This is a genomic window from Methylobacterium segetis, assembly GCF_004348265.1.
Lineage (GTDB): Bacteria > Pseudomonadota > Alphaproteobacteria > Rhizobiales > Beijerinckiaceae > Methylobacterium > Methylobacterium segetis.
The window spans coordinates 1-26,589 of record NZ_SMNT01000033.1; the positions used below are offsets into that span (position 1 = coordinate 1).

The window sequence follows — 26,589 nt, forward strand, 5'->3', positions numbered from 1 at the left end:
GCCGGTCGGGAGCGATCGGCGGACGGTCACGATCGAGCCAGGCGAGATCGGTCGCGCGTCGCAGGCGGGCAAGGACGCACAGGCCAGGCGCGACGGCTGACGAAGCCGGCACCTGCGCTCGAACTCGGTTGGCCCGAACCGCGTACCGGCCCCGTATCGGAGGCACGCATGGCTCCCGCCCCCGCCCGGCAGGATTCCGACCCGCTCCTCATCGACCTTGCGCTGCAGGGCGGGGGCGCGCACGGCGCCTTCACCTGGGGCGTTCTCGATCGCTTGCTCGACGAGCGCCGGTTGGAGATCGAAGCGATCTCCGGCACCTCGGCCGGAGCCATGAACGCCGCGGTCCTGGCTCATGGCTACGGGAAGGACGGGCCGGCCGGAGCGAAGGCCGCGCTTGAAAACTTCTGGCGACAGGTCTCCGATGCCGCGAGGTTCAGCCCGTTCCGCCGCGGCCCGTTGGACGTCCTGCTGGGGCGCTGGAGCCTCGACCATTCGCCGCTCTTCGCCGCCATGGACATGATGGCGCGCGTCGTCTCGCCGTACGATCTCAATCCGGCCGGCGCCAATCCGCTTCGCGCGATCCTCGCGGACACGATCGATTTCGAAGGCCTGACCCGCAGCCCGATCAAGCTGTTCGTCACCGCGACGAACGTCCAGAGCGGCCGAGGACGCGTGTTCCGCAACGCCGACCTCACTCCCGACGTGCTGCTGGCCTCCGCCTGCCTGCCGACGCTGTTCCAAGCGGTCGTGATCGACGGCGACGCCTACTGGGACGGAGGTTATGCCGGCAACCCCACGATGACGCCGCTCATCCGCGATTGCGACTCCCAGGACACGATCCTGGTTCAGATCAATCCGATCGATCGGCCGGGACCGCCAACCTCGGCCCGGGAGATTACCAACCGCCTCAACGAGGTGTCGTTCAACGCCGTCCTGATGAAGGAACTCAGGATGATGGCGCTGCTCAAGCACGTGGCCAGCCCGAGCGACGACGAAGGCGCGCGATGGGCGCGGATGCGCATCCACCGGATCTCCAGCGCGATGATGCTGGAGCTCGGCTCCTCATCCAAGCTCAATGCCGAATGGCCGTTTCTCGTCCTGCTTCGCGACGAGGGGCGACGGGCAGCCGCCGATTTCCTGGGCCGTCATCACGTCGACCTCGGCCGGCGCTCGTCTCTCGACCTCGATGGCTTTCTCCACGGGATCTGATCGATGGGGCTGCTCGGCATCCTGGTCGGTCTCGGGCTGCTGGTGGGCCTGGCGTATCGCGGATGGAGCATCCTGCTCCTCGCGCCGGCGGCCTCGCTCGTCGCGGCGCTCTTCGCGGGAGAGCCGCTGCTCGCGCACTGGACGCAGACCTTCATGGGCGCGGCCGCCCGCTTCGTCGGGCAATACGTCCCGCTCTTCCTTCTCGGCGCCCTGTTCGGGAAGCTGATGGAGGATAGCGGCTCGGTGACGGCCGTAGCGAACGCGATCACCGCTGGGTTGGGGCCGAGTCGCACGATGCTCGCCGTGATCCTGGCTGGAGCGCTCGTCACCTATGGCGGGGTCAGCCTCTTCGTCGCGTTTTTCGTGCTGGCGCCGATGGCGCAGACGATGTTCCAGGCGTCCGGCATTCCACGGCGCCTGATGCCGGCAGCGATCGTCCTCGGCACGTCGACCTTCACGATGTCGGCGATGCCCGGGACGCCGTCGATCCAGAACGCGATCCCGATGCCGTTCTTCGGCACGACGCCCTTTGCCGCTCCCGGCCTGGGGCTGATCGCCTCGGCCGTCATGCTGGTCTTCGGACTCTGGTGGCTGATGCGAGAAGAGAGCGTGGCCCGCCGAGCCGGTGAAGCCTTCGGCGCGGGTACGCTCGCCTCCGCACGGGAGCTTGCCGCCGACGACACGTTGCGCGAGCGGGCCATCGTCGCCCGTGAGTTCGACCCGGCCGAGATCGGCCATGGCCGGCCTGCTTCCGAGCCTCACGTCCTCATCGCAGCGTTGCCCCTTGCCCTGGTGATCCTGGTCAACCTCACGCTGTCCCTGATCGTGCTGCCGCGCATGGATTTCTCCTATCTCGGCGATGCCAGCTGGGGCGGCACCTCCTTCGCGGCGGTTGCGGGCGTGTGGTCGGTGGCCGTGGCCCTCGCCAGCGCCTGCGCCGCCGTTGTCGCGCTCAACCGGACCCGGTTGCCGAGCTTGCGCGAGACGATGGATGCCGGCGCCAACGCGTCGGTGCTCCCGGTTCTCAGCGTGGCGAGCCTCGTCGGGTTCGGCGCGGTCGTGGCGGCGATGCCCGCGTTCGCTGTCGTCCGCGACGCCGTGCTCGGGATCGGCGGCGGTCCTCTGGTCTCGCTGGCGGCGTCGACCAACGTGCTGTCGGCCCTGACCGGCTCGGCCTCCGGCGGCCTCACCATCGCGCTCGACACCCTGGGCCCGACATATCTCGAACGGGCGACGGCGATCGGGCTGAGCCCCGACCTTCTTCATCGCGTCGCGGTCATCGGGGCCGGAACCCTCGACAGTCTGCCGCACAACGGCGCCGTGATCAGCCTGCTCTCGGTCTGCGGCGCGACCCATCGCGACAGCTATCGCGACATCGTCGTGGTCGGCATCGCCGGTCCGATCGCCGCGCTGCTGGTAGTGATCCTGCTCGGCTCGATGTTCGGCTCGTTTTGAGGGGCGCCATCACGCGGATGCCGTTGCGCAGGCCGCCTCAGATCAACACCTCGACGCCGGGGAACGGCGGCCTGTCTACCAGCGCCACTCGCACACTCGGCGTCCACGGCGCCACCAACAAACCCGGCGGCGGCGTCGGCGGCTGCGGCGACGACGGCGAGGATGCACGACCACGACCTGGGCCTCCTCGACGAGATTGTCGGGGATCGCTCGATCCGCGGCGGCGAGATCGGACGTGCCGGGTGACAACACCATGGCCTCCGTGGCCTTCGGCATGGCAACCAAGCCGACAGATGCAGCGAGGGCAGAGAGGATTCCGGACGACATTCCCTGGAGCACCGCGCGGCGATCGAGTTCTGTCATGGAGAACTCCCTTGCTTCGGATCGGGGCCTGCCTGACCTTCTCGAAAGCGCGAGCAACACGCGCTTCAGGACCGATGAAACCCACCCCGATCCGCCGCCTGTCAGAATTCGAGGGTTGCGTCAGGCGCGAAGGATGCGCCTCTCGGGGCGATTTGCGGCCAAACCCTGCGCCTGTGCCGGGGTGCCGTCAAGATGAAGCGGGCGCACTTGAGCGCAAGAGAACACACTGTACCATTACAGAGCGGCAGGATTGGGCCGGTATGTGATCAGAACCGCACTGATCTATTGCTCCCAACTTGCAAGGTTCGCCCACAATGTCGAGCGAAATCCCTGCCGGCCCCGCGCCTGTCATGAGGCCGGGGCGACGAGGGAGGCGGAGATGAAAGCTCCGATCGGAGCGCTTGCGATCCTCCTCGCCCTCAGCGGCGCTACCGCGGGAGGCAGACCTCCGCGCGCAGTTCGCCCGCGAGGGACAGCCTCGACCGCCTCTTCGTGCGGGAGCGCTCGCCCTCGATCGCGCCGAGGCGTCGATCGATGATCGTCACGCCGCGCCCCCTGAACGGGCTCCGGGAAGGGAAATCGGTTTCCAAAGCAGAGCCACTACGATCCGAGGCTGTCCTTATAGGGAATGCCGGCCTTCATGATCATGAGGACGTTCTTGCCAGGGTCTGCCAGGAGCGTGATGTCTGTGGTGGGATCGCCGTCCACGAGCAGCAGATCGGCGAGCGCGCCGTCCTCGACCACCCCGAGCTTGCCGGGGTAGGGGTTGCGCGGACCGGACAAGGCGAGGAGTCCGGCGTTGCCGCTGGTCGCCATGCGCAGGATCTCGGCATTGCCGTACCAGCGGGTCAGATGGGTCAACATGGTCCCCTGGCGCGCGCTCAGCGTGTCGGAGAACAGGAGATCCGACCCGAACGCCGTTCGAATGCCGTGCTTCCTCGCCAGCCGATACGCGTTGTCCGTGCCGGCGAAGACCTCCCGCATCTTGTCTCGACTCGGGCCGGTCAGCGGGATCGAGTCCTCCTCCCCGAGAAAGGGCTGGATGCTCAGCCAGACATCCTTCTCCGCCATGAGCGCGGCGGTCGCCTCATCCATCAGGTGGGCGTGTTCGATGCAGCGCGCGCCGGCCGCGATGGCCCGCTGGACGGTCCGCGGCGTGTAGGCGTGCACGGTCACGTAGGTGTTCCAATCCTCGGCAACCGCGACCGCCGCGCGCAACTCGTCCAGGCCGAACGTCGTCATGTCCAGCGGGCTGCGCGGAGTCGAGACGCCGCCGCCGCCCACGACCTTGATCTGCGAGGCACCCTGCAGGAGTTGCTCGCGCACGCGAAGCCGCAACTCGGCGGCGGCATCGGCAACCGCGGCGGCACCGGTGCTTTCCAGCGCGCTCACCGGCCCGCCGGGGCTCCTCGGCAGGTCGGACAACGGCCGCATGTCGCCGTGCCCACCGGTCGTGGTCAGCATGGCGCCTGACGGATAGATCCGCGGCCCCGTCGCGAGGCCCTGGTCGATCGCCTGCTGCAGCGGGAAGGCGGGACCGCCGAGGTCCCGGACGGTGGTGAAGCCCCGCATCAAGGTGCGCCGCGCTTCCGCTGCGGCGGCGAGGAAGACGTAGCCGAGGTCCGCCGTCAGCGCGGCTGCCAGCGGCAGGCCAGCGAACAGGCAGTGCCAATGGGCATCGATCAGGCCGGGCATGAGCACCCGATTGCCGCAATCGATCACGCGTGCACCGTCCGGGGCAGGGTGGTTGCCGCTTGCCAGGGCCCTGATCCGGCCGTCCTCGACGAGGACTTGGAGACCGTCCCGCAGCGTGTCCGAGCGGCCATCGAACACGCGTGCATTCGTGAACAGGGTCGGCGGTTGCGGCCGTGCCGGTGCCGGCTGTGCGAAGCCGGGTCCGGACAGGCCGGCCGCCGAGAGCATGGCGCCCATGCCGGTCACGAAGCCGCGACGCGACATGCCCGTGCCGATCCGCCGTGCGAGGGACCGGAACTCCGGCCGGTGGCAGAGGCAGCCGATGGGGCGGCCTGGAAGAACCTCGTCGCCCGACGTGCATGACAGCATGTCGACCTCGCGCTCTGCCCGGGGTGCCCGGCGCCGCGATGACGGAGGAGCGGTCGCGCCGCAGGACACGTCATCCAGGACGGACGATCAGGCGACGTCAAGCGGCCGCCTCGAAGTGAGCGGAACCCGACCCACGGCGCCGACGTCTGGAGGCGGTGTCGGACCACCGATCGACAGATCGCGCCTGCGTTGCCGCCACCCTGGCAGGTCGAGATGATCGAGGAACACCCAGCTCGCCTCCTCGGACGGGCGGCTGCCGGATCGAAGGGAGGATGCCCTGAAGGCATCGACACCGGCGCGCCTCACCCAACCGAGGGCGGCCCTGAAGGAAGCCCCTTCGGTCACCATCGTGATGCGGGCGCCGGTGACGGTATCGCGCATCTGCGCCACCGCCTGCAGGCGAGCACTCACCTCGAACATTTCGGGCAAGAGCGCCTGTCGTCGGGCAAAATCGGCCGCGCGACGGGTGTTCGCGCGGCTGAGTGGCGGCAGGATGCGTCGCGCCGGCACGGGACTTGATCCTGGCGACCACGCTTCTCAGGCGACGGGGCTGAGAGGTGGGATCGCTGGAGGCGTCCCCACAGAGAGCGGTCTCACTCTTCCACGAATGACCGCTTCTCGGACCGACGAGGGAAGGGCCGCGCTCCCGCAAATGCGGGGAAATCCCCCGTCTCGACGACGCGACTTGGCTCGCGACCCTTGTTTGAGCAAGGGGCCAGGTGCGCAGCTATCCCAGCTCGAAGGTTCCTATCCCGTAGGTCTGGGCAAGAGGGAGGTCGGGCCTCGTGCCGCGGTACATGCGAGCGGTCTCGAACACCGGGGATAGACCATGATCGGCTGCCAGTCCGATCGCGGCCCGGTTCGCCTCGGGTAGGTCGAGGAAGACGGGCTGACCCGCAGCGCGGGCTGCGAGCGCCTGGAAGAGCGCTTCGGCCTCGCGTCTTCCATGGGCGAATAGGGGTCCGATCTTGTGCCCGTTTCGGCAGGCTCGAATGACGCCGTAGCCCTTGATCGTTCCGTCCTCGACGAAGGCGATAGCGGTTCGCGTATCCGGCGTCAGCCAGCAGCGCAGGAAGGCCTCGCGCGGGGCGGGAAAGAACGGCCGGTCGTAGGCCAGGACAGCCTCGATCAGGCCCGGGCCGACGATCCGCAATCGCTCATCCCGTGGCGCTTCGACCTGAGGCATGCCGCCGAAGCGCACGTTGCGATGGGCGAGGACGAAACCGGATCGCGTGTAATTCGCCTGCTGCGCGACGACGCCGTCGAGTCCGACGACGCGGTCCTCGAGATAGGCCATGCCGGCCTGCCAAAGGGGGACGCCGAGGCCGCGCCCGCGCAGGTCCGATCGAACGATGTAGAGCCCTAGAAAGCCGAAGGTATCGCCGTAGCGGATTGCGGAGATGGCAGCGACGGGCTCGTTCCGAAGATCGCCGACCAGAAAACCGGTCGGGTCGGCAGCCCGGAAGCAGCCGGCATCCTTCAGGCCTGGGTTCCAGCCCTCTCCTGCAGCCCAGTCGATGGCTCGATCCAAGTCATGCCGGGTCATGACCCGGATCGTCAGCCCATCGGGGGCATCGTGTGTCATGTGCAGCCCCGTCTGCCCGCACCGAACGATCCATGCGTCAGGGGCTTCACGCAAGAGCGCATTCCCAGTTGGTTCGATGCGGCGCTCTGCGGGGAGGGGCGGGCGGGAGATGGCCGCATGCGGGATGGCTTTTGCGCAGCGCCAGTGCTTCGAAGCATGGTCCAAGCCGGAGCTGTTCCAGCGCTGGTGGGTACCCCAATCGTTCGGCCTCTCCCTGCTCTCCTACGAGGCCGATATTCGCACGGGCGGCGCATACCGTCTGTTGATGGGCCATTCGTCCTCCGAGCAGCCGATGGCGTTCTTCGGTCGATACATCGAGGTGACGCCACATTCGCGCCTCGTCTGGACCAATGACGAAGGGGGTGAGGGTGGGGCAATCACCACGGTGACCTTCGAGGAGACGAACGTCGCGACACGTGTCGTCGTGCACGAGCACTATTCCTCGAAGGAAGCGCTCGACGACGCCATGGCCTCCGGCAGCACAAGCGGGTGGGGCGAGCAATTCGAGCAGTTGGACGCGCTCATCGTCGCCCTGGACGCCAAGGCGTGAAGGCTCCTGGCGGAGCGGCGCCGAGGTTCAGCACGATCCACCGACGGTTTCCGGGCGGCCCGAACGAGCGCTTCGACCATCCTATGGGCGAAGGCTGGGCTGTACGGGCCGTTCCCCTGCGAGCGTCGACACCGGAGTGCCGCGGGAGGTTCATCTGTCGATGATCGGCATCGAGGCCGTGCGCTAGCCGCGCGCACCTCGCGCGACGAAGCTGGCCGCCAGTCGTTTCGGCGCGATCGCGCGCCACCGGCGCTCCAGGAACGGCATCAGCCGTGCCGCGTCCAGGGTGCCCAGCCGCGCCAGCACGATCGCGTAGCCGTCGTAGTGCGGCGTCGTGTGGAAGGTGTCCGGATCGGCGTCGATCAGCATCTCGCACTCCTCCGCCGGCACTTCAGGCAGCACCAAGCTATCGTCTTCCGGGCGCAGGCGCGTCAGAAGCTTGCCCCGGACTTTGAGGGCAGGCGTGCCATAGGAGGTCGAGACTTCCACCTCCGGCAATTCCCGGCCGAGCGCCACGACGTCGTCCCAGGTCATCCGACAATCTCCTCGCCAGGATCGCCACCGCTACGCTGTGACCTGCATCGACCGGAACGCCGGCCTGCTGCCGTGGGGCAACGACCTTCTCGGGCTTGAGAGCCACATCAAGGGGCGGACCCTTTCAAGGGATGTGAATGATCGTGCGGCGCGTTTCTGGAATGAGCCCTCTCGATCCCAAGCTCTGAGCAGAGGTGAAACGCAAGAAGAAGGCAGCGTTCCACGCCGACGGACAGAGAATGTTTGTGTGCGTTTTGCCAAAAATACATCGGCCGGCTTGTAAATTTCCGCATCACGGCCTACATCATAAACATCGAACTTCGGCCAGATATCCGGCCGTGCCGTCCCGATGGGCGCGCGTTCTGCATTTCTCCCCTTTTTCGACGACGATCGACTGAGCGCGTGCTTGCATGCGCTTGTCCTATCTTTTTGCTGACTCGATACACGGAAATACCTATGAATACCGGTACTGTGAAGTGGTTCAACGAGACCAAGGGCTTCGGCTTCATCCAGCCCGAGGATGGCAGCAAGGATGTGTTCGTTCACATCTCGGCCATCGAGCGCTCCGGCATGCAGAGCCTCGTCGAAGGCCAGAAGGTCTCCTACGAGATGGAGACGGACCGTCGCTCAGGGAAGCAGGCGGCCGGCAACCTGAAGGCTGCGTGAGCCCAACTCCCCTACGACATGCTGTGAAGCCGCTCCCTTCGGGGCGGCTTCTTCTGTTTCTCGCCATCTGCGCCCCGCCGCGATGCGCATAAGGATCGTACGTGGGTCAGTTCACAGCCAACCAGCTCGTTGATCGTCTCGTCGCCGCTTCGAAGGCGCGGCAGGCCACGGTCGCCCGATTCCGGGCCCGCCCCTCCGCCGATGACCCGATCGTTCTGGCGCGGCAGTCGGCGCGTCGAGCTGTCATCCAGGCCCGGGAGGTTCGGCTCAACGAGCGGGAGGCTGCGCGTCTCGCTGCCGAGGTTCAGCGCGCGGCTGAGGAGTTTGCTGAACGGGAGCGGCAGGACGCTCAGCATGCCCGTCAGGCTGCCGAGAAGGCGGAGCGGCAAGCCGCGCTCGCTGCCGAGCAGAAGGCGGCACGCGATGCGCGCTTTGCGGCCCGCAAGGCCAGAGCGCGACGTTAGAGCGGCCACGTTTCGTTGAGTGGCCCATTCAGGAGGTTTGAAGATGTCTCACAAGTTCAAGATCGGCCAGCGGGTGCGTCAGGCTCGGCGGTTCGGTTCCGCAGATAGCGGGAGCGCGACGAGCAGCACCTTCGAGATCATTCGGCTCATGCCGGAAGAGCGGACGGGCGAGCCGGCGTACCGGGTCAAATCAGCCACTGGCGAGCGCGCTGTGCTCGAAGGCGAACTCACCCTCGTCTCCTGAGCAAGAACCAGGAGAGCGCACCGGCATCGTGCCGTTCACTGGGTGACAGCCGCTGGTGGGACGCTGCGACCGGCGTGTGGCGGGACGCACGACGCGAGGCACTGCGCTGCTTGCCAGCCGTCGAGGAGATCGCTGCCGTCCAAATGACGAAGGTCGTGCGCGTGACCCCCTGACCGGGACCACGACACAGGCAGCAACGCGGACAGCATTCTCGCTGCCTTCTGCTGGCGCGGCCCCATGCGGCACGACCGGCTGCAGCATCGGTGCAGGCACCGGCCGCATCCCTCCGCTCCGTCCTTCCAAAACCGCGTCGATATTGTGCAATGCGGTCAGAAGCTTGCGGAAGGCTATAACATTTGACGCAATACGCTGGAAATTAATACGGATCAAAAAGCATTGATCGGGCTTGAACGAGAGCCCCAAAATGTGACTTAGGTGCAGTGCGGTAAGAGCATTGCTATGCTTCGTCAGCAAAGCATATGTGCTTATAATCTTATTGCAGTCGCTATGAATACATAACTTTTAGCCGAAGGAGCGATGATGGCGATCAATCAGGGCAAGCAGGCCGAGCAAACCGGCCAAGCCGCGGACGCTGCGAAGGCGAATGTCGACCAGACCGCTGAGCAGGGCCGGCAATTCGCCGATGCGGCACGCGACGGCGTGAACAAGCTGGCCAATCTGCAGGAGCAGGCCGCTCAGAATACCAAGCAGATCGTGCAGCGGAGTGTCGAGACGGCCTCGCAGCAGGCGCGTGAGGTCGCGGAGCGCTTCACGAAGACGCTGGGCTTCACGGGCGAGGACAGCGAGCGTCTGGCCCGCCAGTCGAAGCAGAACCTGGAAGCGGTCGCGCGCTGCGGCACGGTGCTGACCCAAGCCTTCCAGGATGCCTCGCGCAGCTGGTTCGGTCTGGCGCAGAGCCAGTGGCAGCGCAACCTCGAGGGGCTGAACAAGCTGACCCGTGCCAAGTCGGTCCAGGAATTCGCCGCGATCCAGAGCGAGTTGGCGCGCGAGAACCTGCAGCACATCGTTCAGGACAGCCGGGCGATCACCGAGACCTCCGCCCGCGCCGTCGAGGAGGCCAGCAAGGCTTTCGCCAGCGTCGCGCAGGCTCCGACGCTGGTTCGCTGAGGCGAGAAAAGCATCTGAACCCCGGGCAAGTGTCCGGCGTTCACTCCCTGTCAGAGGGGCGGTCGCTTCGGCCGCCCCTTCTCTTTTTCTCAGGCGCGTGTCTCCGGAACCGCGCAACGCGGAGCCTGCATGTACAACCCTTTTGCCGTCGCCCTGTTGGCCCTCGAGGCCCAGAAGGTCGTTGAGCTTCGGCTCGTGAAACTCGCCTGGGGCGGCTCGGAGGGCTGTGTCGAAGCCCAGCAGATGGTGAGCGAGAAGGTCAGCGCCTTCATCGAAGCATCCGGTACGCTGATGACGGGCGGCTCCTGCGAGACGGTGGTGGCGCGCTACCGCGAGCATGTCGCCGCGAACACCAAGCGGTTGACGGCCGCCTGACCCCGGCTCCGGCGGGGGCAGCGGCTCCTGCCTGCCCTCCCGCACGGGAGCTCCCTCAGAGGATAGAGAAGGATCGGTATGGCACGCTTCGTTGCGATTGAGAGAGGTACAGACCGCGTCTACGGCGACACGGCCCGTTTCGGCTCGGCCGGGAACGTGGTCTCGCCGGCAGACGCAGTCTGCCTGTTCGACCGCCACGCCGGCCGCGCTCCGCGCGGCTTCGGCTACGTCAAGCCCGACAGCGATTCCGCGCATTACGACGTCTACGAAATCCCGCCCTCCGCTCCCAGTCGAGCCCCAGCGAGTGATGCGGAGGCGCAGGCGCTGCTCCGCGAGCACGGCGCGTTGGTGACCTCGCTCGTCACCTACAATTCCTGACTGCGTCTGCTGCCGGTCTGGGGCTCCGCCCAAGCGACGACTGCTCGTCGACGAGGCCGGATTGCCCGGACGCATTGCACGCTTCGACAGCTGCATCCGGGGCATCCAGCCTTCGCTGGACTACCGGTCCGGTCGCAACCGGAACTCATCGTCGGACGAATTGACGGCGCCCGGTGCCCGACGGAAGGCTGCCGTACGTGGGCCGCGATCTCCGCGACGCGACCTGGCCTTCCGGCTGTTCATGGTCACGACCGTGCAGTCGCCTCCCAATTGGACCGGTCCAAAATATCGGTCAGGTCAAGCCGCTGACGAGCAGATCGTCAGGCTCGAACTCAGCCCTTCGAGCGGCGAGATAGCCAGGATCGAACCCTGCCAGATCACGCAGTCGCCTCACATCTGTGATGGTCAACTTCTGGCGTCCCAGAGACACGAGCTGGTGACCGCAGAGGGTCTGCAGGATCCGGCTGATGTGCACATGGGAGGTTGCCGCGGCGTCAGCCAGATCCGCCTGAGACAGGCTCAACTCACATCCGTCTTGTCCTGCGAGCCCGACCGCCTCAAGGCGGGCCTGCAACTCACACAGGAGGTGGGCCACGCGTTGCAGGGACGCCTGGCTGTCGTTCAAGAGCCATGCGCGGGCGCGGTTGAGCTCGTCCCGCATCAGCCACCGAAGGGCGCGTTTGATGCCGGGATAGCTGCTCAGCATGCACAGATCTGGTCGAGGCAGTTCGGCAACGCTGCATCTGGTAAGGGTGCCGACGCGCCAGGCCAGTTCGGAGGGGAAGCCCGCCGGCGGTCCGAAGAGATCTCCGGGGATGAGGAAAGCGGCAATCCGCCGTGTGCCGTCCGGCAGTGTTGCGTACCGGCAGGCGAGGCCGCGCATCATCAGACAAAGGACAGGCTCAGCCTGCTGGCCGATGATGGCCTGATGGGCTGCCAGCTCTTGCGTGCCGAACTCGAGTGACAGCAGCACTTTCTGCTCAAGGTCTGCCAGCGTGCCAGCCTGTTCGAGGCGGCGGATGAAGGCGTTAGCCAAGGCACGACCTCCCTCGACGCGCGTGGAGTGCATTGTTCTTCATTCCGCCCGTGCCCGAGGCGTCTCTGCCGTTGAGCGAGCCGGCTTCCGCCGGCTTTCCGGGGCGGTCTCGGCGTTCTGTTCGCCCTCCTGCGGCTGGGTGACCGAAGAGGCGGTCGCCCCGATGGCCGAGATGCTGCCGCCGAGCGGCACGCAGAGAAGCGCGATGCATTCGCCCAGGGGCCAGAGCAGGGTGATGGTCCCCACACCGCCCAGGACCGCGGCGAACATCAGGCGAAACATCCGAACTCGCCCGGCCACTCCCTCATGAGCGACGGCCTTGCGCGGAAACCGACCTTCCGCTCCCGCCTCTCGCGCTGGCCGTCACATCGCCCTGATCGCAGTTGCCGAGCGCATCGCGAGAAACCTTGAGGTGTGGCGCGTGTGCCGAGCCTCACCGTTCCTTCCGGCTTCCGCCGCTGCTTGCTCGCTCGGCCTCCGCCATCCTGCCCGGGCGCCCCAGGCCGCTCGCCTTGGCAATTTCAGAGCGTTGCTCGGCGTAAGCGGCCGCGACCATCGGGTAGTCGCTCGGCAGGCCGTAGCGCTGGCGGTAGCTGTAGGGATCGAGCCCATGCATCGCGAGGTGGCGCTTGAGCGTCTTGTAGGGCTTGCCGTCGATGAACGAGATCAGCGCGTCCGGGGTGATCGACCTGCGCACCTGCGAAGGTGTCGGCTTCTCCTCCTGTTTCGCAACGGTCGGCGCAGCCCCGCTGGCGAGGCCCGTCAACGCCGCCTGGACGCTGCTCAACAAAGGCGGAATTTCTGCTGCGGACACATGGTTGCGCGTTACATAGGCCGACACGATCTCGCCGGTCATTTCAATGAGATCAGCGTTCCGAAGGTGGGAATTTTGAAACACGATCTTCCTCTTTTTTGACTTTCATCTTCTTGTGCTGAGCGGCGCCAAGACTCCGCGCGACCCTGCGCCTGATCTCGTCCAACAGCATGCTCACGAGATGACGCAGCGATGCTCTCCCGTCTTCATCGCTGGCCAGACGAGACCCGATGGTAGGCCGGGTTGTCCGATCCAGGGGGCTCGGAGCACCGCCTTCACCACCTGCCCCAATGCCATCCAGCGCGTCAGCCGGTGCCGCAATCACCACTGCGCCATGACCGAGAGCGCTGAGGATGCGCTCCCCATTTTCATCCCGAACGTCCACACGGACCCGGCTCGCACCTGTCTTTTGTAGCTCGTGTGCGACCAGTTCACCGGCCGCCCGATGCGCAAGCGCACGGACCGCGTTCAAGTCGGGAAGCTCATATCCCTCGGTATCCCGGATCCTTTCGCCATCGTCGATGTCGAAGAAAAAGCGTGGCACGGGGCCTTCGTCCGGTTGCGAGGCGGTATGCACCCGCGGTTCAACTGCAGGGCTTATATGATGCTCACGACGCAACGGGATCGACTGAGCCGGCACAAACCATCGACTGCCAGGGCTGATGGGAGACTAAAATGCGGACCATCTTCACGACCGACCGAATTCATGTGCGCGATCGGTTCGCCCATTGGCATGACATCGCTCGGCAAGGCATCGTCGACCACGACGCCAAGCCGGCCTGCCGCAAATCATTCCAGGCGGAGCTTCACGTCGGCGCGATCGGCACAAACGGTGTCGCCTTTTTCAAGAGCTCGGACATGATCGTCTCGCGCACGAGGCGGCATATCGCGCGCGGCGCCACCGACGAGATCTTCGTCTGCCGTCAGTTCAGCGGACGATTGGTGCTGGATCAGGACGGCCATCAGGTCGGGCTAGAGCCCGGTGATGTCACGTTGCTCGACCCTGCTGTTCCCTACGCGGCCCATTTCTCGGGCGGCTCCGAACTGCTTGTGTTCAAGGTCGCGCGCAACGCTTTGGAAGGCCGCGTCGGGAGGGCGCGCGAGTTGACGGCGCGGGCCCTCCCGGCGAATGCCGAAGGCCGGTTAACGTCCGCGTATCTCAGCCTGCTACCCTTCCACGCGAACGGCCTCAGCGCGGCGGTAGGGGAATGCGTCGAGCCGCACATTCTGGACCTCATCGCCCTCTCGTTCAGCCGGGCACCCGGTGGGGGTGCGGCGCAGGGCTCCTCGGCGCGCTCGCTGGTCCGCACGAGGGTGCGCTCGGCGGTCGAGGCGAACCTCTGCGATCGAAGCTTCGGGGTTGCCGCCGCCGCACAAGCAGCGGGCGTCAGCGTCCGCTACGCCAACGCCGTGCTGGCGGATGACGGTACGTCGATCATGCAACTCCTTCAGACGCGGCGTCTGGAGCGTTGCCGCCAAGCGCTCGCAGATCCGGCGCAGGCGCACCGGACGGTGAGCGAGATCGCGTATGGCTGGGGGTTCTCGGACATGAGCCACTTCGGACGTCGATTCAGAGCCTTGTTCGGGATGCTGCCCAGCGAGTTCCGGCGTGGCGCGCAGGTGGCTACTTCCCAGGACCTGCAAGGTTAGCGCTTCAGCGCACGGCCTCAGACATGCAGGCTTGGACCACCCTTCTCGAAGCCTGAAACGGCCGGAGTACCAGTCCCGGAGCGACGCAGCGGATCAGCGGCGCTTCTCTCCAGCCAGTTCAAATTCGTCGATGTGGTAGTCCATCGCGGGTGCCAGTCGCGCAATATGCGGCTGCCATTGTGCTCTCAGCGCGAGATAAGTCTCAGCCCCTGCCTCACCCGGCATCGTCTCGACGCCGGCTGCCGAGAGCCGCCTGACAGCCGCTGCGAAGCGGGTGCGCCATGCCTCGCTCTCGGCGCTGTTCACCTCGGCCGGGGCCGGCAGATGTCCGGGCAGAAACGTCGTTTCGAGCGTGACGACGAGCAGCATGGCAACGCGCCAGATTGCATCGACCGCGGCGGTCTCCTTCAGCCATGCTGCCTGCCGGTCTGCAATCCCGCTGCGGATCAGTGACACTGCGTCGAGGGCGATGAAGGTCTGTGCCGAGACCGAATAGAAGGACTGCCGGAAGCGGAAGTAGAACAGCACGGGATAGAAGTGGTGCGCCTCCTTCATCTCGGCCATGGACCCCGCAACGTCGGCCAAGTGGGTGTAGCCTGACGTGAACTGCCCCTGCGGCCCCAGCCGAGCCAGGAGTTCGGCCGCATCCGCGGTTTCACCCGCCAAAAGATGGAGCTTCAGTCCCAGCGCGTTGCGCTGCCGAAGCGCGCTGTAGACCTGCATGACGTAGGTCAGGACCAACGACGTCGCCGACATTCCGACGAGCGAGTTCACCAGATAGAGGAGGCGGTAGGCGTCCGTGACCGGCTTGAAGTCGCTGGCCCCCACAATCGCCATGCTGCTGCCGCCGGCATAGAGGGCGGTCATGAAGTCAGCCGGGGTCTCGCCGGTGCTCGCTCGAACGGCCGTCCCGAGCGCGGGGTGGATGATCAGGCCGGCCCCGAGGGTCAGTCCCAGTGCCCAAAGCAGGACGAAGGCGATCAGGATGACCGGCCCGCAGAACGAGAGCACGACGTCCCGCTTCTGCCCGAACTGATCGGCGGCACGGCGGAAGATTGCCCATGTGAGATGGGCGACCCGGTCCGCGATCAGGCCCGTCCCGATGCGCGCGTAAAGGACCGTCAGGAAGATGTCGGCGAGGACGAAGCCCATGACGAGCGCGCCCAACGCCCGTTCGAGCACAGGCAGCATCAGACTAGCCAACCTTCCAGTCTCAGGCGTTGGTCAGCACGCGAAAACCTTGTCGGCGGCATGCTTATTGGCGTCCGCAGGCGCAGAAGTAGTCGCGCTTGCACGGGGCGCACGCGCCACAGTTGTTTGTGAATGGCTTGACGCGCTCACCTTTCACGAGAGAGCCGTTGATCGTCATCCGGGTAGGGCTTGATCTGGCTGTCGCGTGCCACCTCGGCAACCGAGATCGGTACATTCTCCGTCCAACGCGGAAAGTTGACGACGATGCGCCCTTCCGTCGAAACGGGCACCTCAGTCACTGGGCGGTCGAAGCTGGCGACCTGGCGCAATCGCGCTGGACCTTGAGGCGGCGCTACACTCTGCTGTGCCATGCATGTGGGGGTCAGGAGCGTTCCAAAGAACAGGGTCACTGTTGTGACCCTGATCATGCTCTCCTCCATCGCATCGCGATGTTCGTGCAGGATGCAGCTGCCACCTTGCAGCGTGAACGCGGCTCGAACGCAGCCGTATCGTCGATCGGTCAGTGAGGCCGTGCCTTCTCTTGCGGTGCACGTTGGGAGACCGCTGCGAGGGTTGGCACGGCCCGCATGTCCGGAGGCACTTGGAAGTCCTTGGCTGCGCCTCGCGCCGCCTGAGTGCCCTGCGGGAACCCTGTCCGATCCCGGTAGGAGCGTAGCCGGCCACGGGGACGGCTGTGGCGTGCGGTCACCCCCTGTGCGCTGATGATGTCGAGCAGCGTCACCCCCAGAACCGCTGCAAGAGCAATCCCGACGTTGTCGCGCTTCGGATTGTCATGCCGCATGGCCTTCATCAGGGTGGCGATGTCGAGCCCGTCTCCGACGACGCGACTCCACAATCCAACGTGCTTGTCTGGGGAGAGGGATAAGAGGCCGTGCCCGAGTTCACGGACGCCGAACGCTCGCACGAGCGCTTCTTTGCCCTCCATCCCGAGTGCACGGGTGATGCGCTCAGCCGCAATCAGCTCCGTCATGCCGAGCCCGATGCTGAACCAGCCGAGTGCTTTGGCCATGCGGTCAGCAGTCCCCAGCGAACTGGGACCCGAGTGGATGACTTTCGGATCGCCTTTGGACCGGGCAATGTTCGAGATGTAGTAAGCCATGTCTTCTGCCCCCGGGTCTTCAGGGTTTCAAAACCACCTTGATGCAGCTGTCCTGCTTATCGCGGAACACCTTGTACATCTCGGGTCCCTCATCGAGGCCCACGGTGTGAGTGATGACAAACGATGGGTCGATCTGCCCCTCTTGGACGCGGCGTAGAAGGTCATCGGTCCAACGGTTGACGTGCGTTTGGCCAGTCCGGATGGTCAGCCCCTTGTTCATCAACTGGCCCATCGGCATCTTGTCTACCAACCCGCCATACACACCTGGGATCGAAATCACCCCAGCCGGGCGGCAGACGTAGATCATCTCGCGAAGGACGTGCGGGCGGTCGCTTTCCGCTCCCAATATCTGCTTGGCGCGGTCGTAGACCGTATCGGGCTGCGAGGGTGAGACATGGGCTTCCAACCCGATGGCGTCGATGCACTTCTCCGGGCCCTCGCCGCCCGTGAGCTCGTTCAGACGCTCAACAACGCTCTCGTCATCGAAATTGATCGTGATGGCGCCGCCGGCTTCCGCCATTTCCAGGCGCTCCGGCAAATGATCGATGGCGACCACCTGCTTGGCGCCGAGCAGGACGGCGCTGCGGATGGCCATCTGACCAACGGGACCGCAGCCCCAGATCGCGACCGTATCGGTCGGTTGGATGTCGCACTGGACAGCGGCCTGCCATCCGGTTGGTAAGATGTCACCGAGGAAGAGGACCTTCTCATCTGGGATGCCATCCGGCACCTTGATGTGCGTCGCATCGGCAAAGGGAACGCGAAGATATTCGGCCTGCCCGCCAGGATAGCCGCCGGTCAGATGCGTGTAGCCGAATAGGCCAGCCGTCGCGTGGCCGAACACCTTGTCGGCGAGGTGCTTCTTGCGGTTCGTGGTCTGGCACACCGAGAAATTGCCGCGTTTGCACTGGTCGCACTCGCCGCAAATGATGGTGAACGGAACCACCACCCGCTCGCCGACCTTGAGCTTGTGCTTGGCCTCAGGCCCGACCTCGACGACCTCCCCCATCATCTCGTGCCCCATGACGTCACCGGGCAGCATCGCCGGGATGAAGTTATGGAACAGGTGCAGGTCCGAGCCGCAGATCGCACAACTGGTTACCTTGATGATGGCGTCGCGTGGCTGCTCGATTTCGGGGTCAGTAACGGTATCGCACCGGATGTCTTCTTTGCCGTGCCAAACCAAGGCTCGCATCGCATTCTTCTCCCATCAGCTGATGTGCGAGAGTCAACTTCGAAGCTGTACGGCGCGAAAGGGCTGGAGCCCCCGCGGGGACGTTGGTCGGGGTTGCAATGGTGCGAACCGGCCGAGCGCCGCCTCGTTCCTAAGGACAACGCCTTAGGAAGCCTCCTATGTGAGCAGGTTTCTCCGGTCCGGAACGGGCTTGCTCGCCTGTGGGCGGGATCCGCGTGAGACCTGGGGGCCGGCCCTGATCGCCCTGTGAGACGCGCAGTAACACCTCTGCGTCCACAGGGGTGGCCGCCCGGCCGCCGATAGCCGGCATGGCATCCCGATCCAGCCTCGGTGAGATGCCGGACGGGCAAGCTGCTCAGGAAGTTGCCTTAGGAGCCGCCCGAATTGTCGCCCGCAGCACCACACTCATGTCCCGGAGAACTCGAAGCGTCCGCAGGGCTTCACATGGCCAAATCCCAGGCTCCCTTCACTCCCGATGACCTTGGCGCCTGTGCTGCCACCGCAATGGCCGAGATCCGGATCGTCCTAAGCCGCCTGACGCCCGCCGAGCGCGCCGCCTTTTGGAATGCCGTGGATCTCCTCTACCGGGCACCTTCCGGATCTCCGATGAGCATGAAGGAATCTCGGCCGGTCCAGAACGGCGTTGCGCAGGGTCTCAAAGCCCTGCTTCCGCCACTTTGGAAACACGCTGGCGAGGCTGACGGTTGTACCAGCCTGCCGGAGCTGCAGGCCTGCGACGCCACGGGCTAGAACGACTTCCAAGCCCGTTGCAACCCACAGCCGCTACGACCAGACCTCGCTCGCGACCAGTGTGCATCCGGCGCCGCAAGCGCGTCCAACCGAGAGCGGGAAGAGGGTGCAAAGCGCGTGTCGCTGAACGCCTCGGCGGAGAAGCGCGTGGCCCAGTTGGTGGTTGTCCCGCTTGAGACAGCTTCCCTGCAGGGTGATCCGCTGGTCCGGGCGGGCATTGAACCTTGTAAACGGCAGCGGTGGCGCGCCCATCGGGAGTGGGCCGCGTCCCGCCTTTCCAAGTCAGTCATCGCGGTCGGGCGAGGGGAGGCGGCTGCGCCGGCCTGCCCCTGCGATGGCCTACCGGGGAGAGGACATCGAAGCCCGCGCATCGGAGGGCTCCTAAGGGATGGGCCGGATATACTCGCCCGTCGGCAAAGGGTGAATAGGGCACCCTCATAGGAGGAGGCCCGATAGTGACACTCGCCCCAATCGCCGCGATGGATCCCGCCATCTCGGGAGCCGCTCGCGTGCCACGGCACCTGGCTCCGGTACCGGAAGGGGGCGGCCCCGCCTGTACGCTGGCTCGGAAGCTCGATGGCTTTGCCCCACTCACGGTGCAGGATCGGGCGGCGCTCGTAGGCCTGACCGGCTACGTCCGATCGGTCGAGCGGCACGCCGTTCTCGTGGAGCAGGAATGCGTGGCCGAGCACGCGCTCATCGTCTTCGCCGGGTTCGCCAGCCGCTTCAAGCGCCGCTTGTCGGGCCGGCGCCAGATCTTGGCCTATCTCATCCCCGGTGATCTTTGTGACCGAGGCGCGCTCCACGGGTACCCGCTCGACCACGCCATCGAGGCTCTGACCGACTGCCGGATCGCCAAGGTCCCGCGCCCGGCGTATGTCGACCTGCTCGGCCGGCATCCCCGCATCGCGCTGGCGCTGCAGCGCGCAAGGCTTGCCGAAGAGGCGACGGCCCGCGAGTGGATCGCCAATATGGGCATGCGCTCGGGTCCTGAGCGCACCGCGCATCTCCTGTGCGAATTGCTGGAGCGCCTGGGCTCGATTGGCCAAGTCTCGGACGGTCAGTTTGATCTGCCGTTGACGCAGGGGGATCTGGCCGACACGCTCGGCCTGTCGAGCGTGCACGTGAACCGCGTGCTGCAAGTCCTGCGGCGCGACGGGCTGATCTCGCTGCGGGGAAGCTGCCTGCGAATACTCGAACCGTAGCGGCTGCGTCAGCTCGCGGAGTTCGAGGCCGGCTACCTTTAAGCGTTCGCCGGCTGTCTCCGGGGCCATTACGGCCTGCTTCCGTCGCGGGCGCCAAGCTGCGACCTAGAGCCATGACCGTTCATCTTAGCGACGGCCAAGTCGTTATCGTAGCCGGTGGCGGCGAGGCTGTTGCGGCACTCATCGACCGTGAAGCGAGCGAAGGTCTGCCGGAAGGTTTTCTACAGATCTGGAACCGTTCGTGGACGCGCGCCCTCGGACAGGCCGGGGATAAAACATGTGGCCGAATACCAAAGTTCGGCAACGATCCGAAAAATCCGTTGATTGGTCGTGCTCCGTACTATGGGTTGCCATTCTGCCATATACAGCCAGAGATTTCTGCCCTGCTCACGGATTGATCTGCACCCGAAGTGTCTTGATGCGCTTTGAGGGAAAGTAACGGGAGCGCCCAGACAGATAAGCGGGAGGCGGTCATGGCATTCAAGAGTTGGGCTATCCAACTACAGAACGCACAACCGAGCGAGATTGCTTCATCCCCATATGAGATGGCAGTAGTGGATCGCGATTGGTGGGACGGGACGTCTATCCGGTCGTACTACGCCTCAGAAGTCAAACTTATGGAAACACCCGCGAACGGCGTCGGCCATCGTGAAATACTCTCATATATGAGCGTCGGACAAGCATCAAACTACCGTGATTATTGGAATCCATCTTGGAATTCGGCGCCCCCGCCTTGGCTCGACAGTTATGATCCTAATTGGGCTGGAAGTTTTTCCGTGCATTATTGGGAACAAGGATGGAAAAACATCCTTTTCGGCAGTCCAGCTGCATATCTTGACCGTATCATAAAGGCAGGTTTCGACGGAGTTTTCCTCGACAACGTGAGTATATTCCATCAGTACGACAATTATGCGTTTGCAGACGGGTCAACCAAAACCTCTGCAGAGCGCATGATTGATCTTGTCGCTGAGATCTCTGCATATGCGAAGAAGATAAATCCTGCTTTCCACATTTATAGCAACGGCGGCGAGGATCTTGTCCCGAAAGCCCAATTTTTGAACGCTATTGATGGCATTAATAAGGAAAGCTTATATTATGGCGTGCCCGGGCTGGGCATTCATAACGATCCGGCCATGGTAAGTTACAGCGAAGGTTTGCTCAAAACAGCAAAATCAGCAGGCAAAACCGTCTTAAATATCGAGTATCTTGGGCAGGAGTCCAGTATCACTGATGTAATCGGCCAGGATGCAAAGAATAGCTTCTTACCATATTTTACTCCGCAGCAAAGCCTCGACACGTTGGATTTCACCGGCACTGCTGCTGCCAACACGCTGAGGGGCACAGCAGGCGCTAATCATCTGTTTGGCTTGGCGGGGAACGACAAACTCTCGGGCGGCGGCGGAAACGATTGGCTGTTTGGGGAAACGGGGAACGATTGGATGGATGGAGGTCCAGGCAACGATCACCTCAATGGTGGGCCAGGCGCCGATATATTTCATTTTGGACCTGCTCCAGTGGGCAAAGACATCATTGAAGATTTCAACCCGCGTCAGAATGGTGAGTACATCGAGCTGGCAAAATCCCTCGCATCATGGACAAAAAGCTATACTGCGCTCAAGTCTCATATTAGCGAGAACGCTGCACACGATGCCATTATCGACCTTGGCGGAGGCAACACGGTCACTTTGCTCGGCGTGCACAAGGCTGATCTCAACTCGGGTGATTTCCTTTTCGTTTGAGTGGACGCGCAAGAGGTATGCGATGTTGAGCCCGCCCCTGCCGGGATCGCAACCGGCATCAGACGGGTTTTCGAGCAGGTCCCGCGCCGCTTGAGACGGGTTTGCGGGCGGGGCGTTGACGGCTGTAGGAGCTTGCGCCTGCCTTCGCCGCTGTCTGTGAACCTGCGCGAGCGTGTCTTTGCTGCGGTGGCAGCAACTGGCCTCCTGCCATCGCGCCGCAGCCCGCTTCGGGGTCAGCGTGTCGAGCGCAAGCCCCTGGGCGGAGCGCTCCGCCACGAGGGCCAACGCGTCACCAAGCCGATGGGCTGCGATCACAGCTTGCAGCGGATCAAGCCGCATGCCGGCCTGATCCTGGCGATCTCCCAGCAGGAGCCGCGTCTCTTCCTGCCCGAGCTCGACCCGGACCGGCTGGTGTTCCTTGACGAGACGGCCGCAGACACCAACCTGGCGCGCCGCCACGGCTGGGCTCCGTGCGGCGAGCGCTGCTGGCTCGCAGCGCCGCATGGCCACGACAAAACCACCTCCGTCACAGCCGTTCTGCGCACCAGCGGGCTGTGTGCCACCGCGCTTCTTGACGGCCCTACCAACGGCAGGCGCTTCCGCAGCTTCGTCACCGAGACCCTGATCCCGGTGCTGCAGCCTGGCGACCTCGTCGTCATGGACGACCTGCCGGCCCACAAGATCGCGGGCGTACAGGACGCGATCGAGGCCGCGGGAGCCAGGCTCATGGACCTGCCGTCCGACAGCCCTGATCTCCACCCGATCAGGCGCACCCCCAGCCGACCTGTCGGTTGGGGACCCCTCAGCGGGTCTTCGCAAAACTTAAGGCGCTGCTGCGCAGCGCGGCAACTCGCATCATCCCGGATCTCTGGGCGGCGATCCGACGGGCTTTCACCTGCGTCACCCCGCAGGAGTGCCGCAACGACCGCGGCGCAGCCGGATAAGAAGACGATTCGGCCGTCGCGATGTGATCGGGAACAGCTTTAGTCGCCGTCCTGGAGGGCGGGCCGCACCCCAGCTTCGGTCGCGATGAGAACGGCCTCGGGCAAGGTGTGGGCTCCGAGCGCTTCCATCACCCGGGCGCGGTAGATCTCCACCGTGCGCGGACTCAGGCCCAGCGTGCGGGCGATGCTCTTGTTGGTGCCGCCCCCGAGCAACCCCTCCAGCACCGAACGCTCGCGTGCCGACAGAGCGGCGATCCGATCACGGGACTCATCGCGCGCGTGTGTCCGCTCCGCTGCGTCGCGGATTTCGGCCAGCGCTGTCTTGACCGCGAACAGCAGCACCTCCGGTGTCCAGGGGGCTTCGAGGAAATCGACCGCTCCCGCCTTCATGGCGCGTACCCCGAAGCCGAGGTCGCCCGCGCTCGCACCGACCGCCACCACGGGCAGGTGTGAGCGCGAGGGTTTCAGCTCACTCGCGACTCCCAAGCTGCCGCCCTCCTCCAGGTCGAGCACGACGCAGCCGGGCATCAGCGAGTTCGCCATCTTGAGGAAGGCCTGACCGCTCACAAACGTCTGAACCTCGTACCCGGCGGCCTGCAGGGCAGCAACGAGGCCGCGCCGGGCGTCATCTCCGACCGCGACCACGTAGGCGCGCAGGCCGGTGTCGATGGTGACGTCCTGCGCAATCCCACCCACCAGTCGAGCGTGCCCGTCGACCGCTGGGATCGGGAAGAAGGTGTCCCGGATGCGGCGCACGGCGCGGTCCGAGCCACGCAGGATGCGGTACTTCAGGACCAGCGTCTCGCCACGACCGACCCGCTCCAGCGCTCGCGCCGCGCCGTCTTGGTCCTCCGGGTGGACGCTTGCGAGCCAACTCGCGACATCCGGCATATCCTCGGTGGGCATGCCCCAAACCTGCGCGAAGGCCGGGCTGAGATAATCGAGCTGCCCGCTCTCCAAGTTGGCGAGCCAGAGCACGTTCGCCGAATGCGCGGCGAACCGCCGGAAGCGCTCTTCGCTCTCGCGCAGGGCCACCTCGGCGCGCTTCTCCCGATCGACGTCCTGCACCACCATGATGGCCTGCCGAATACTGCCACTCTGCTCCCGCACCGGAATGGCGCTGACTCGCATCCAGCGCTCGTTGCCGTCCTCGGTCCGGTGCAGGAAGCTGACGTCCTGCACGATCTCGCCCCGCGTCGCCCGCGCGAAGGGGTACTCGTATGGGCTGAGGATCCGGCCCTCGGTGTCGAAGCCGGTCCACTGAGGCTGCACGTCCGGATCGATGGAGGGAGCCCTGCCGCCTGGAAGAAACTGCCGGCAAAGCGGATTGGTGAGCAGTGCTCTTCCATCGGCCCCGAACAGGCCGGCTGCGAAAGGGAGATGCTCGATCAGTGCGCCAAAGCGCGCGTGCTGCGCCTCGATCTCGCGCAAGGCGGATCGGAGCCGCTCCTCGGTGCGGACCCGCGCGGTGGTTTCGTACACATGGCAGAGCACGCCTTGCACGCTGCCGCCTTCATCCCGGACCGGCGAGTAGGCGAAGGTCCAGAGGGTCTCCTCCTGAGACCCATGGCGATCCACCGTAACGGTATAATCCTCCAAGTAACTCGCCTCTCCCCGGAGCGCGCGCTCCGCCACCGGCCCGATCTGGTCCCAGGCCTCGCCCCAGACCTCGCGAAAGGGACGCCCGAGCGCCTCTGGCTTGATGCCGAGGATGGGCCGGTACGCGTCGTTGTAGAAGCTGATGAGGTCAGGTCCCCAGGCGAGGTAAGTCGGAAACGCCGAGTTGAGCATGCTGCCCAATGTGTGCCGCAACGCGTGTGACCACGCCTCGATGGGGCCGAGCGGCGTGGGTCTCCAGTCCTGCTCTCGAATGCGGATGGACATATGACCACCACCCGTGAGGAAATTCCCGGATTCCACGGTCTCCTCCGTCCGGGCTCGTGTCGAAGTGGCGGCCAGCGGGTCTGAGAGACGGCTTGAAGGCTCTGCACTCATCGGAGAGTTCGAAGCCGCGCCCGCAGACTCTCGTCCTGGGCGCACCGCTGAAATGCCGGAACCGGAACTTGTCGTCCCAACGGCCGTCCCGCCACCAGTCTCGGCAGCGCCGCGTCGCGGATGGCGGCTCGGTCAGCCGGGTGCAGGAAGGCCGAGATCGGGGTGGCCGGGATGCCGTCGTCAGGTTGGAGTCCGACCGTCTTGCGCCCGGCCGCGTTCAGGAAGTCCGATCTGCGATGTGTGTCGGCGATGCCGATGAATCCCTGCTGATGGGCAGACGACGGCCGCGAACAGAGGATCGAGCGGTCGCGCCATCGCAGCCCCTGTGCCGCTCCGCAGGCTCGCTGGTCCCAGCGCGCGCTGGGCAGCGTGTCATCAGGCTCGGGCGATATGTCCTGGCGCACCCTCGGCTCGGCCTTCTTCAGTGGCGGCACTCTGCCAAGCTGGAGAGGCGCAGGAGGTTCGAGGCTTGGACCGGTGGCCACCATTGTTGGCCAGCCCGGTAAATTCGATCCGCAGGGAGCGCAACCAACTATGTTAGTTGATTGCGTTCAAATTAAACGGGGTCGATCGAAAGTAGATCGCTCCGCTCTCTCATAGGGTACGAAGCAAACAAATCGCGAATTGACCTCTGAAGCTCTTTCTTCAAATCGGAGATGTGGCATTCATTTCTCACGCAGCTTCGGACGTCCCGTCACGAACAAAGCGTGGAAGCGAGGCAACACGGTTCTTCTGCGGATTGCAACCGAGCTTGCGACAGGTCCCCAAATCCGCCGAAGCGGCGGGCTCGCCTCGAAGGCAACAGCTCACGATGGCCCGCGCGGGTGGCGAAGGCGCCCAAAGCTCTGTCGTGAGCGTATGCGGCCGGGCGGACTGACGAACGGCGCAACTGGGCTCCCGTAGAACCCATCCGTGCGCACCGGGGTTGATTTGCGACCTCCCCAGCTTCGGAGCCTCACAATGCCCAGTCATAAGGTTCTGATTGTTGCGACCTCTCATGCCGAGTTGGGCTCCAGCGGTCACCGGACGGGTGTTTGGCTGGAGGAACTTGCCACACCCTACTACGCGCTCCTTGACGGAGGCGCCGACATAACGCTGGTCTCCATAAGGGGTGGAGAGATTCCGTTTGATCCGCGCAGCCTGCCGGCGGAGGCGGGCGGTGGGCCCGGTGAGGAACCGGCCGAGCGGCAGGAAACACCAGCCTCGGTAGGCCGCTTCCTCGCTGACGCGCAGGCGCTGCAAGTCTCCCGAAACTCGCCTGCCCTTGGCAGCGTGAACCCGGCCGCCTTCGATGCTGTGTTCCTGCCCGGCGGCCACGGGCCGATGTGGGATGCGGCCACCGACGACACGCTCGCGCAGGTCATCGGATCGATGTTCGAGGGCGGCAAAGTGGTCGCAGCCGTCTGTCACGGGCCAGCGGGCCTCGTTCGCGCTCAGCGTGCGGATGGGCGCTCGATCGTGGAGGGCCGCCAAGTGAGTGCCTTCACCAACACGGAAGAGGATGCGGTCGGGCTGACAAACGTCGTGCCCTTCCTTCTGGAGGATCGGCTGAAGGAACTCGGAGCCCGCTTCGAGCGCGGTCCCGACTGGCAGTCCTTTTCGGTTCAGGACGGCAACCTCATCACAGGTCAGAACCCGCAATCGTCTGAACAAGTGTCCCGGCATGTGCTGAATGCGTTGGGGCGCAAGCTCCCTGTGGCTTGATCAGATCCACAGTCGCGGCCGAGCTTCATCCTCACGGATGGCTACCGCATTCATTCTATTGCCCGCCGGGCGCGCGATCTTGGTTCGCCACGAGTTCACGTTTTGAATCCGATTGCGGGCAGCGACAAGCGGCAGGTCGGGACCATAAAGGACGCCCAGCCCGCGAACATCCGCTTCGAAGACATCGGCTGAATCGGCTGAATGGCAGGAATGGGTGCATTTCAGCCGTTC

29 protein-coding genes and 1 pseudogene are annotated in these 26,589 nt (G+C 65.0%); 16 read left to right on the plus strand and 14 right to left on the minus strand.

Features of this window, described 5'->3' with window-relative positions:
- The first annotated feature begins 168 nt into the window (after nucleotides 1–168).
- Complete coding sequence (locus E1J50_RS10605; RefSeq protein WP_132253277.1) at nucleotides 169–1,209, plus strand: patatin-like phospholipase family protein; 1,041 nt, start codon at nucleotides 169–171, stop codon at nucleotides 1,207–1,209.
- Between the two features lie 3 nt (nucleotides 1,210–1,212).
- The gene (locus E1J50_RS10610) at nucleotides 1,213–2,664 is read left to right on the plus strand and encodes a GntP family permease (protein ID WP_132253279.1); all 1,452 of its coding nucleotides are present in this window, start codon (nucleotides 1,213–1,215) and stop codon (nucleotides 2,662–2,664) included.
- A gap of 75 nt (nucleotides 2,665–2,739) precedes the next feature.
- Here the strand turns inward: E1J50_RS10610 and E1J50_RS10615 are convergent, their stop codons facing one another.
- From E1J50_RS10615 to E1J50_RS10630, 4 genes are all read right to left on the minus strand, one after another.
- Nucleotides 2,740–3,027: a hypothetical protein gene (locus E1J50_RS10615; protein ID WP_132253281.1), complete on the minus strand. Its 288-nt coding sequence runs from the start codon at nucleotides 3,025–3,027 to the stop codon at nucleotides 2,740–2,742.
- Between the two features lie 600 nt (nucleotides 3,028–3,627).
- Nucleotides 3,628–4,959 carry a metal-dependent hydrolase family protein gene (locus E1J50_RS10620; RefSeq protein WP_245516517.1) on the minus strand — a complete coding sequence of 444 codons (1,332 nt, stop codon included), beginning with the start codon at nucleotides 4,957–4,959 and terminating at the stop codon, nucleotides 3,628–3,630.
- A gap of 219 nt (nucleotides 4,960–5,178) precedes the next feature.
- Nucleotides 5,179–5,601 carry a hypothetical protein gene (locus E1J50_RS10625; RefSeq protein WP_132253286.1) on the minus strand — a complete coding sequence of 141 codons (423 nt, stop codon included), beginning with the start codon at nucleotides 5,599–5,601 and terminating at the stop codon, nucleotides 5,179–5,181.
- A gap of 217 nt (nucleotides 5,602–5,818) precedes the next feature.
- Nucleotides 5,819–6,676, minus strand: a complete 858-nt coding sequence (locus E1J50_RS10630; protein WP_132253369.1) for a GNAT family N-acetyltransferase — start codon at nucleotides 6,674–6,676, stop codon at nucleotides 5,819–5,821.
- Between the two features lie 124 nt (nucleotides 6,677–6,800).
- Between E1J50_RS10630 and E1J50_RS10635 the strand changes: the two genes are divergently transcribed.
- On the plus strand, nucleotides 6,801–7,226 hold the full coding sequence (locus E1J50_RS10635; RefSeq protein ID WP_245516518.1) for an SRPBCC domain-containing protein: 426 nt from the start codon (nucleotides 6,801–6,803) through the stop codon (nucleotides 7,224–7,226).
- Between the two features lie 183 nt (nucleotides 7,227–7,409).
- On the opposite strand, the gene E1J50_RS10640 is transcribed toward E1J50_RS10635, so the two are convergent.
- On the minus strand, nucleotides 7,410–7,760 hold the full coding sequence (locus tag E1J50_RS10640; RefSeq protein WP_132253290.1) for an MmcQ/YjbR family DNA-binding protein: 351 nt from the start codon (nucleotides 7,758–7,760) through the stop codon (nucleotides 7,410–7,412).
- A gap of 456 nt (nucleotides 7,761–8,216) precedes the next feature.
- Here E1J50_RS10640 and E1J50_RS10645 point away from each other — a divergent pair, with 456 nt between their 5' ends.
- The 6 genes from E1J50_RS10645 to E1J50_RS10670 all read left to right on the plus strand — a co-directional run bounded on the left by E1J50_RS10645 (nucleotide 8,217) and on the right by E1J50_RS10670 (nucleotide 11,015).
- On the plus strand, nucleotides 8,217–8,426 hold the full coding sequence (locus E1J50_RS10645) for a cold-shock protein (protein ID WP_132253292.1): 210 nt from the start codon (nucleotides 8,217–8,219) through the stop codon (nucleotides 8,424–8,426).
- Nucleotides 8,427–8,527: 101 nt separating this feature from the next.
- Nucleotides 8,528–8,890, plus strand: a complete 363-nt coding sequence (locus E1J50_RS28035; protein WP_132253294.1) for a DUF6481 family protein — start codon at nucleotides 8,528–8,530, stop codon at nucleotides 8,888–8,890.
- A gap of 43 nt (nucleotides 8,891–8,933) precedes the next feature.
- Entirely contained in the window at nucleotides 8,934–9,134 is a 201-nt protein-coding gene (locus E1J50_RS10655; protein WP_132253296.1) for a hypothetical protein, read from the plus strand.
- Nucleotides 9,135–9,671: 537 nt separating this feature from the next.
- Nucleotides 9,672–10,262 carry a phasin family protein gene (locus E1J50_RS10660; protein WP_245516519.1) on the plus strand — a complete coding sequence of 197 codons (591 nt, stop codon included), beginning with the start codon at nucleotides 9,672–9,674 and terminating at the stop codon, nucleotides 10,260–10,262.
- A 129-nt stretch (nucleotides 10,263–10,391) separates the two neighbouring features.
- Complete coding sequence (locus E1J50_RS10665; protein WP_132253299.1) at nucleotides 10,392–10,637, plus strand: hypothetical protein; 246 nt, start codon at nucleotides 10,392–10,394, stop codon at nucleotides 10,635–10,637.
- Nucleotides 10,638–10,715: 78 nt separating this feature from the next.
- Entirely contained in the window at nucleotides 10,716–11,015 is a 300-nt protein-coding gene (locus E1J50_RS10670; protein WP_132253302.1) for an RNA-binding protein, read from the plus strand.
- Nucleotides 11,016–11,307: 292 nt separating this feature from the next.
- On the opposite strand, the gene E1J50_RS10675 is transcribed toward E1J50_RS10670, so the two are convergent.
- The 4 genes from E1J50_RS10675 to E1J50_RS10690 all read right to left on the minus strand — a co-directional run bounded on the left by E1J50_RS10675 (nucleotide 11,308) and on the right by E1J50_RS10690 (nucleotide 13,409).
- A complete protein-coding gene (locus tag E1J50_RS10675; protein WP_165937829.1) occupies nucleotides 11,308–12,051 on the minus strand; it encodes a Crp/Fnr family transcriptional regulator in 744 nt (247 codons plus the stop codon).
- A gap of 39 nt (nucleotides 12,052–12,090) precedes the next feature.
- A complete protein-coding gene (locus E1J50_RS10680; RefSeq protein WP_132253307.1) occupies nucleotides 12,091–12,333 on the minus strand; it encodes a hypothetical protein in 243 nt (80 codons plus the stop codon).
- A 151-nt stretch (nucleotides 12,334–12,484) separates the two neighbouring features.
- The gene (locus E1J50_RS10685; protein ID WP_132253310.1) at nucleotides 12,485–12,907 is read right to left on the minus strand and encodes a Ros/MucR family transcriptional regulator; all 423 of its coding nucleotides are present in this window, start codon (nucleotides 12,905–12,907) and stop codon (nucleotides 12,485–12,487) included.
- 10 nt (nucleotides 12,908–12,917) lie between these two features.
- Nucleotides 12,918–13,409 carry a DUF6894 family protein gene (locus tag E1J50_RS10690; protein WP_132253312.1) on the minus strand — a complete coding sequence of 164 codons (492 nt, stop codon included), beginning with the start codon at nucleotides 13,407–13,409 and terminating at the stop codon, nucleotides 12,918–12,920.
- Between the two features lie 131 nt (nucleotides 13,410–13,540).
- Here E1J50_RS10690 and E1J50_RS10695 point away from each other — a divergent pair, with 131 nt between their 5' ends.
- Nucleotides 13,541–14,515, plus strand: coding sequence for an AraC-like ligand-binding domain-containing protein (locus tag E1J50_RS10695; protein WP_132253314.1), 975 nt, complete (start codon nucleotides 13,541–13,543; stop codon nucleotides 14,513–14,515).
- 93 nt (nucleotides 14,516–14,608) lie between these two features.
- On the opposite strand, the gene E1J50_RS10700 is transcribed toward E1J50_RS10695, so the two are convergent.
- The 4 genes from E1J50_RS10700 to E1J50_RS10715 form a co-directional block, all read right to left on the minus strand.
- Nucleotides 14,609–15,706 carry a two pore domain potassium channel family protein gene (locus E1J50_RS10700; protein WP_132253316.1) on the minus strand — a complete coding sequence of 366 codons (1,098 nt, stop codon included), beginning with the start codon at nucleotides 15,704–15,706 and terminating at the stop codon, nucleotides 14,609–14,611.
- Nucleotides 15,707–15,852: 146 nt separating this feature from the next.
- Entirely contained in the window at nucleotides 15,853–16,134 is a 282-nt protein-coding gene (locus E1J50_RS10705) for a hypothetical protein (RefSeq protein WP_132253319.1), read from the minus strand.
- A gap of 92 nt (nucleotides 16,135–16,226) precedes the next feature.
- Nucleotides 16,227–16,826: a hypothetical protein gene (locus E1J50_RS10710; protein ID WP_132253322.1), complete on the minus strand. Its 600-nt coding sequence runs from the start codon at nucleotides 16,824–16,826 to the stop codon at nucleotides 16,227–16,229.
- Between the two features lie 19 nt (nucleotides 16,827–16,845).
- On the minus strand, nucleotides 16,846–18,021 hold the full coding sequence (locus tag E1J50_RS10715; protein ID WP_132253324.1) for a zinc-dependent alcohol dehydrogenase: 1,176 nt from the start codon (nucleotides 18,019–18,021) through the stop codon (nucleotides 16,846–16,848).
- A gap of 444 nt (nucleotides 18,022–18,465) precedes the next feature.
- Between E1J50_RS10715 and E1J50_RS10720 the strand changes: the two genes are divergently transcribed.
- The 5 genes and pseudogenes from E1J50_RS10720 (at nucleotide 18,466) to E1J50_RS10740 (ending at nucleotide 22,659) form a co-directional block, all read left to right on the plus strand.
- Nucleotides 18,466–18,771, plus strand: a complete 306-nt coding sequence (locus E1J50_RS10720; protein WP_132253326.1) for a hypothetical protein — start codon at nucleotides 18,466–18,468, stop codon at nucleotides 18,769–18,771.
- Between the two features lie 509 nt (nucleotides 18,772–19,280).
- Entirely contained in the window at nucleotides 19,281–19,976 is a 696-nt protein-coding gene (locus E1J50_RS10725) for a Crp/Fnr family transcriptional regulator (protein ID WP_245516520.1), read from the plus strand.
- Between the two features lie 113 nt (nucleotides 19,977–20,089).
- Complete coding sequence (locus tag E1J50_RS10730) at nucleotides 20,090–20,374, plus strand: hypothetical protein (RefSeq protein ID WP_132253331.1); 285 nt, start codon at nucleotides 20,090–20,092, stop codon at nucleotides 20,372–20,374.
- 27 nt (nucleotides 20,375–20,401) lie between these two features.
- Nucleotides 20,402–21,715: an MJ1477/TM1410 family putative glycoside hydrolase gene (locus E1J50_RS28040; protein ID WP_281024556.1), complete on the plus strand. Its 1,314-nt coding sequence runs from the start codon at nucleotides 20,402–20,404 to the stop codon at nucleotides 21,713–21,715.
- Between the two features lie 138 nt (nucleotides 21,716–21,853).
- A pseudogene (locus E1J50_RS10740) lies at nucleotides 21,854–22,659 on the plus strand (transposase).
- Nucleotides 22,660–22,698: 39 nt separating this feature from the next.
- On the opposite strand, the gene E1J50_RS10745 reads toward E1J50_RS10740, so the two are convergent.
- Nucleotides 22,699–24,543 carry a PAS domain S-box protein gene (locus E1J50_RS10745; protein WP_132253336.1) on the minus strand — a complete coding sequence of 615 codons (1,845 nt, stop codon included), beginning with the start codon at nucleotides 24,541–24,543 and terminating at the stop codon, nucleotides 22,699–22,701.
- Between the two features lie 1,071 nt (nucleotides 24,544–25,614).
- Here E1J50_RS10745 and E1J50_RS10750 point away from each other — a divergent pair.
- A complete protein-coding gene (locus tag E1J50_RS10750; RefSeq protein ID WP_132253338.1) occupies nucleotides 25,615–26,358 on the plus strand; it encodes a type 1 glutamine amidotransferase domain-containing protein in 744 nt (247 codons plus the stop codon).
- Nucleotides 26,359–26,589 lie beyond the last annotated feature (231 nt).

What these genes read in the sequence shown, in the direction of transcription:
- E1J50_RS10705 (WP_132253319.1), bottom strand. Translation starts at nt 16,134, where the DNA reads ATGATCAGGGTCACAACAGTGACCCTGTTCTTTGGAACGCTCCTGACC.
- E1J50_RS10710 (WP_132253322.1), bottom strand. Translation starts at nt 16,826, where the DNA reads ATGGCTTACTACATCTCGAACATTGCCCGGTCCAAAGGCGATCCGAAA.
- E1J50_RS10750 (WP_132253338.1), top strand. Translation starts at nt 25,615, where the DNA reads ATGCCCAGTCATAAGGTTCTGATTGTTGCGACCTCTCATGCCGAGTTG.
- E1J50_RS10660 (WP_245516519.1), top strand. Translation starts at nt 9,672, where the DNA reads ATGATGGCGATCAATCAGGGCAAGCAGGCCGAGCAAACCGGCCAAGCC.
- E1J50_RS10605 (WP_132253277.1), top strand. Translation starts at nt 169, where the DNA reads ATGGCTCCCGCCCCCGCCCGGCAGGATTCCGACCCGCTCCTCATCGAC.
- E1J50_RS10700 (WP_132253316.1), bottom strand. Translation starts at nt 15,706, where the DNA reads ATGCTGCCTGTGCTCGAACGGGCGTTGGGCGCGCTCGTCATGGGCTTC.
- E1J50_RS10730 (WP_132253331.1), top strand. Translation starts at nt 20,090, where the DNA reads ATGACCGTTCATCTTAGCGACGGCCAAGTCGTTATCGTAGCCGGTGGC.
- E1J50_RS10680 (WP_132253307.1), bottom strand. Translation starts at nt 12,333, where the DNA reads ATGTTTCGCCTGATGTTCGCCGCGGTCCTGGGCGGTGTGGGGACCATC.
- E1J50_RS10635 (WP_245516518.1), top strand. Translation starts at nt 6,801, where the DNA reads ATGGCTTTTGCGCAGCGCCAGTGCTTCGAAGCATGGTCCAAGCCGGAG.
- E1J50_RS10615 (WP_132253281.1), bottom strand. Translation starts at nt 3,027, where the DNA reads ATGACAGAACTCGATCGCCGCGCGGTGCTCCAGGGAATGTCGTCCGGA.
- E1J50_RS10745 (WP_132253336.1), bottom strand. Translation starts at nt 24,543, where the DNA reads ATGTCCATCCGCATTCGAGAGCAGGACTGGAGACCCACGCCGCTCGGC.
- E1J50_RS10645 (WP_132253292.1), top strand. Translation starts at nt 8,217, where the DNA reads ATGAATACCGGTACTGTGAAGTGGTTCAACGAGACCAAGGGCTTCGGC.
- E1J50_RS10610 (WP_132253279.1), top strand. Translation starts at nt 1,213, where the DNA reads ATGGGGCTGCTCGGCATCCTGGTCGGTCTCGGGCTGCTGGTGGGCCTG.
- E1J50_RS10665 (WP_132253299.1), top strand. Translation starts at nt 10,392, where the DNA reads ATGTACAACCCTTTTGCCGTCGCCCTGTTGGCCCTCGAGGCCCAGAAG.
- E1J50_RS10630 (WP_132253369.1), bottom strand. Translation starts at nt 6,676, where the DNA reads ATGACACACGATGCCCCCGATGGGCTGACGATCCGGGTCATGACCCGG.
- E1J50_RS10655 (WP_132253296.1), top strand. Translation starts at nt 8,934, where the DNA reads ATGTCTCACAAGTTCAAGATCGGCCAGCGGGTGCGTCAGGCTCGGCGG.
- E1J50_RS10685 (WP_132253310.1), bottom strand. Translation starts at nt 12,907, where the DNA reads ATGACCGGCGAGATCGTGTCGGCCTATGTAACGCGCAACCATGTGTCC.
- E1J50_RS10620 (WP_245516517.1), bottom strand. Translation starts at nt 4,959, where the DNA reads ATGGGCGCCATGCTCTCGGCGGCCGGCCTGTCCGGACCCGGCTTCGCA.
- E1J50_RS10640 (WP_132253290.1), bottom strand. Translation starts at nt 7,760, where the DNA reads ATGACCTGGGACGACGTCGTGGCGCTCGGCCGGGAATTGCCGGAGGTG.
- E1J50_RS10670 (WP_132253302.1), top strand. Translation starts at nt 10,716, where the DNA reads ATGGCACGCTTCGTTGCGATTGAGAGAGGTACAGACCGCGTCTACGGC.
- E1J50_RS10695 (WP_132253314.1), top strand. Translation starts at nt 13,541, where the DNA reads ATGCGGACCATCTTCACGACCGACCGAATTCATGTGCGCGATCGGTTC.
- E1J50_RS10720 (WP_132253326.1), top strand. Translation starts at nt 18,466, where the DNA reads ATGGCCAAATCCCAGGCTCCCTTCACTCCCGATGACCTTGGCGCCTGT.
- E1J50_RS10715 (WP_132253324.1), bottom strand. Translation starts at nt 18,021, where the DNA reads ATGCGAGCCTTGGTTTGGCACGGCAAAGAAGACATCCGGTGCGATACC.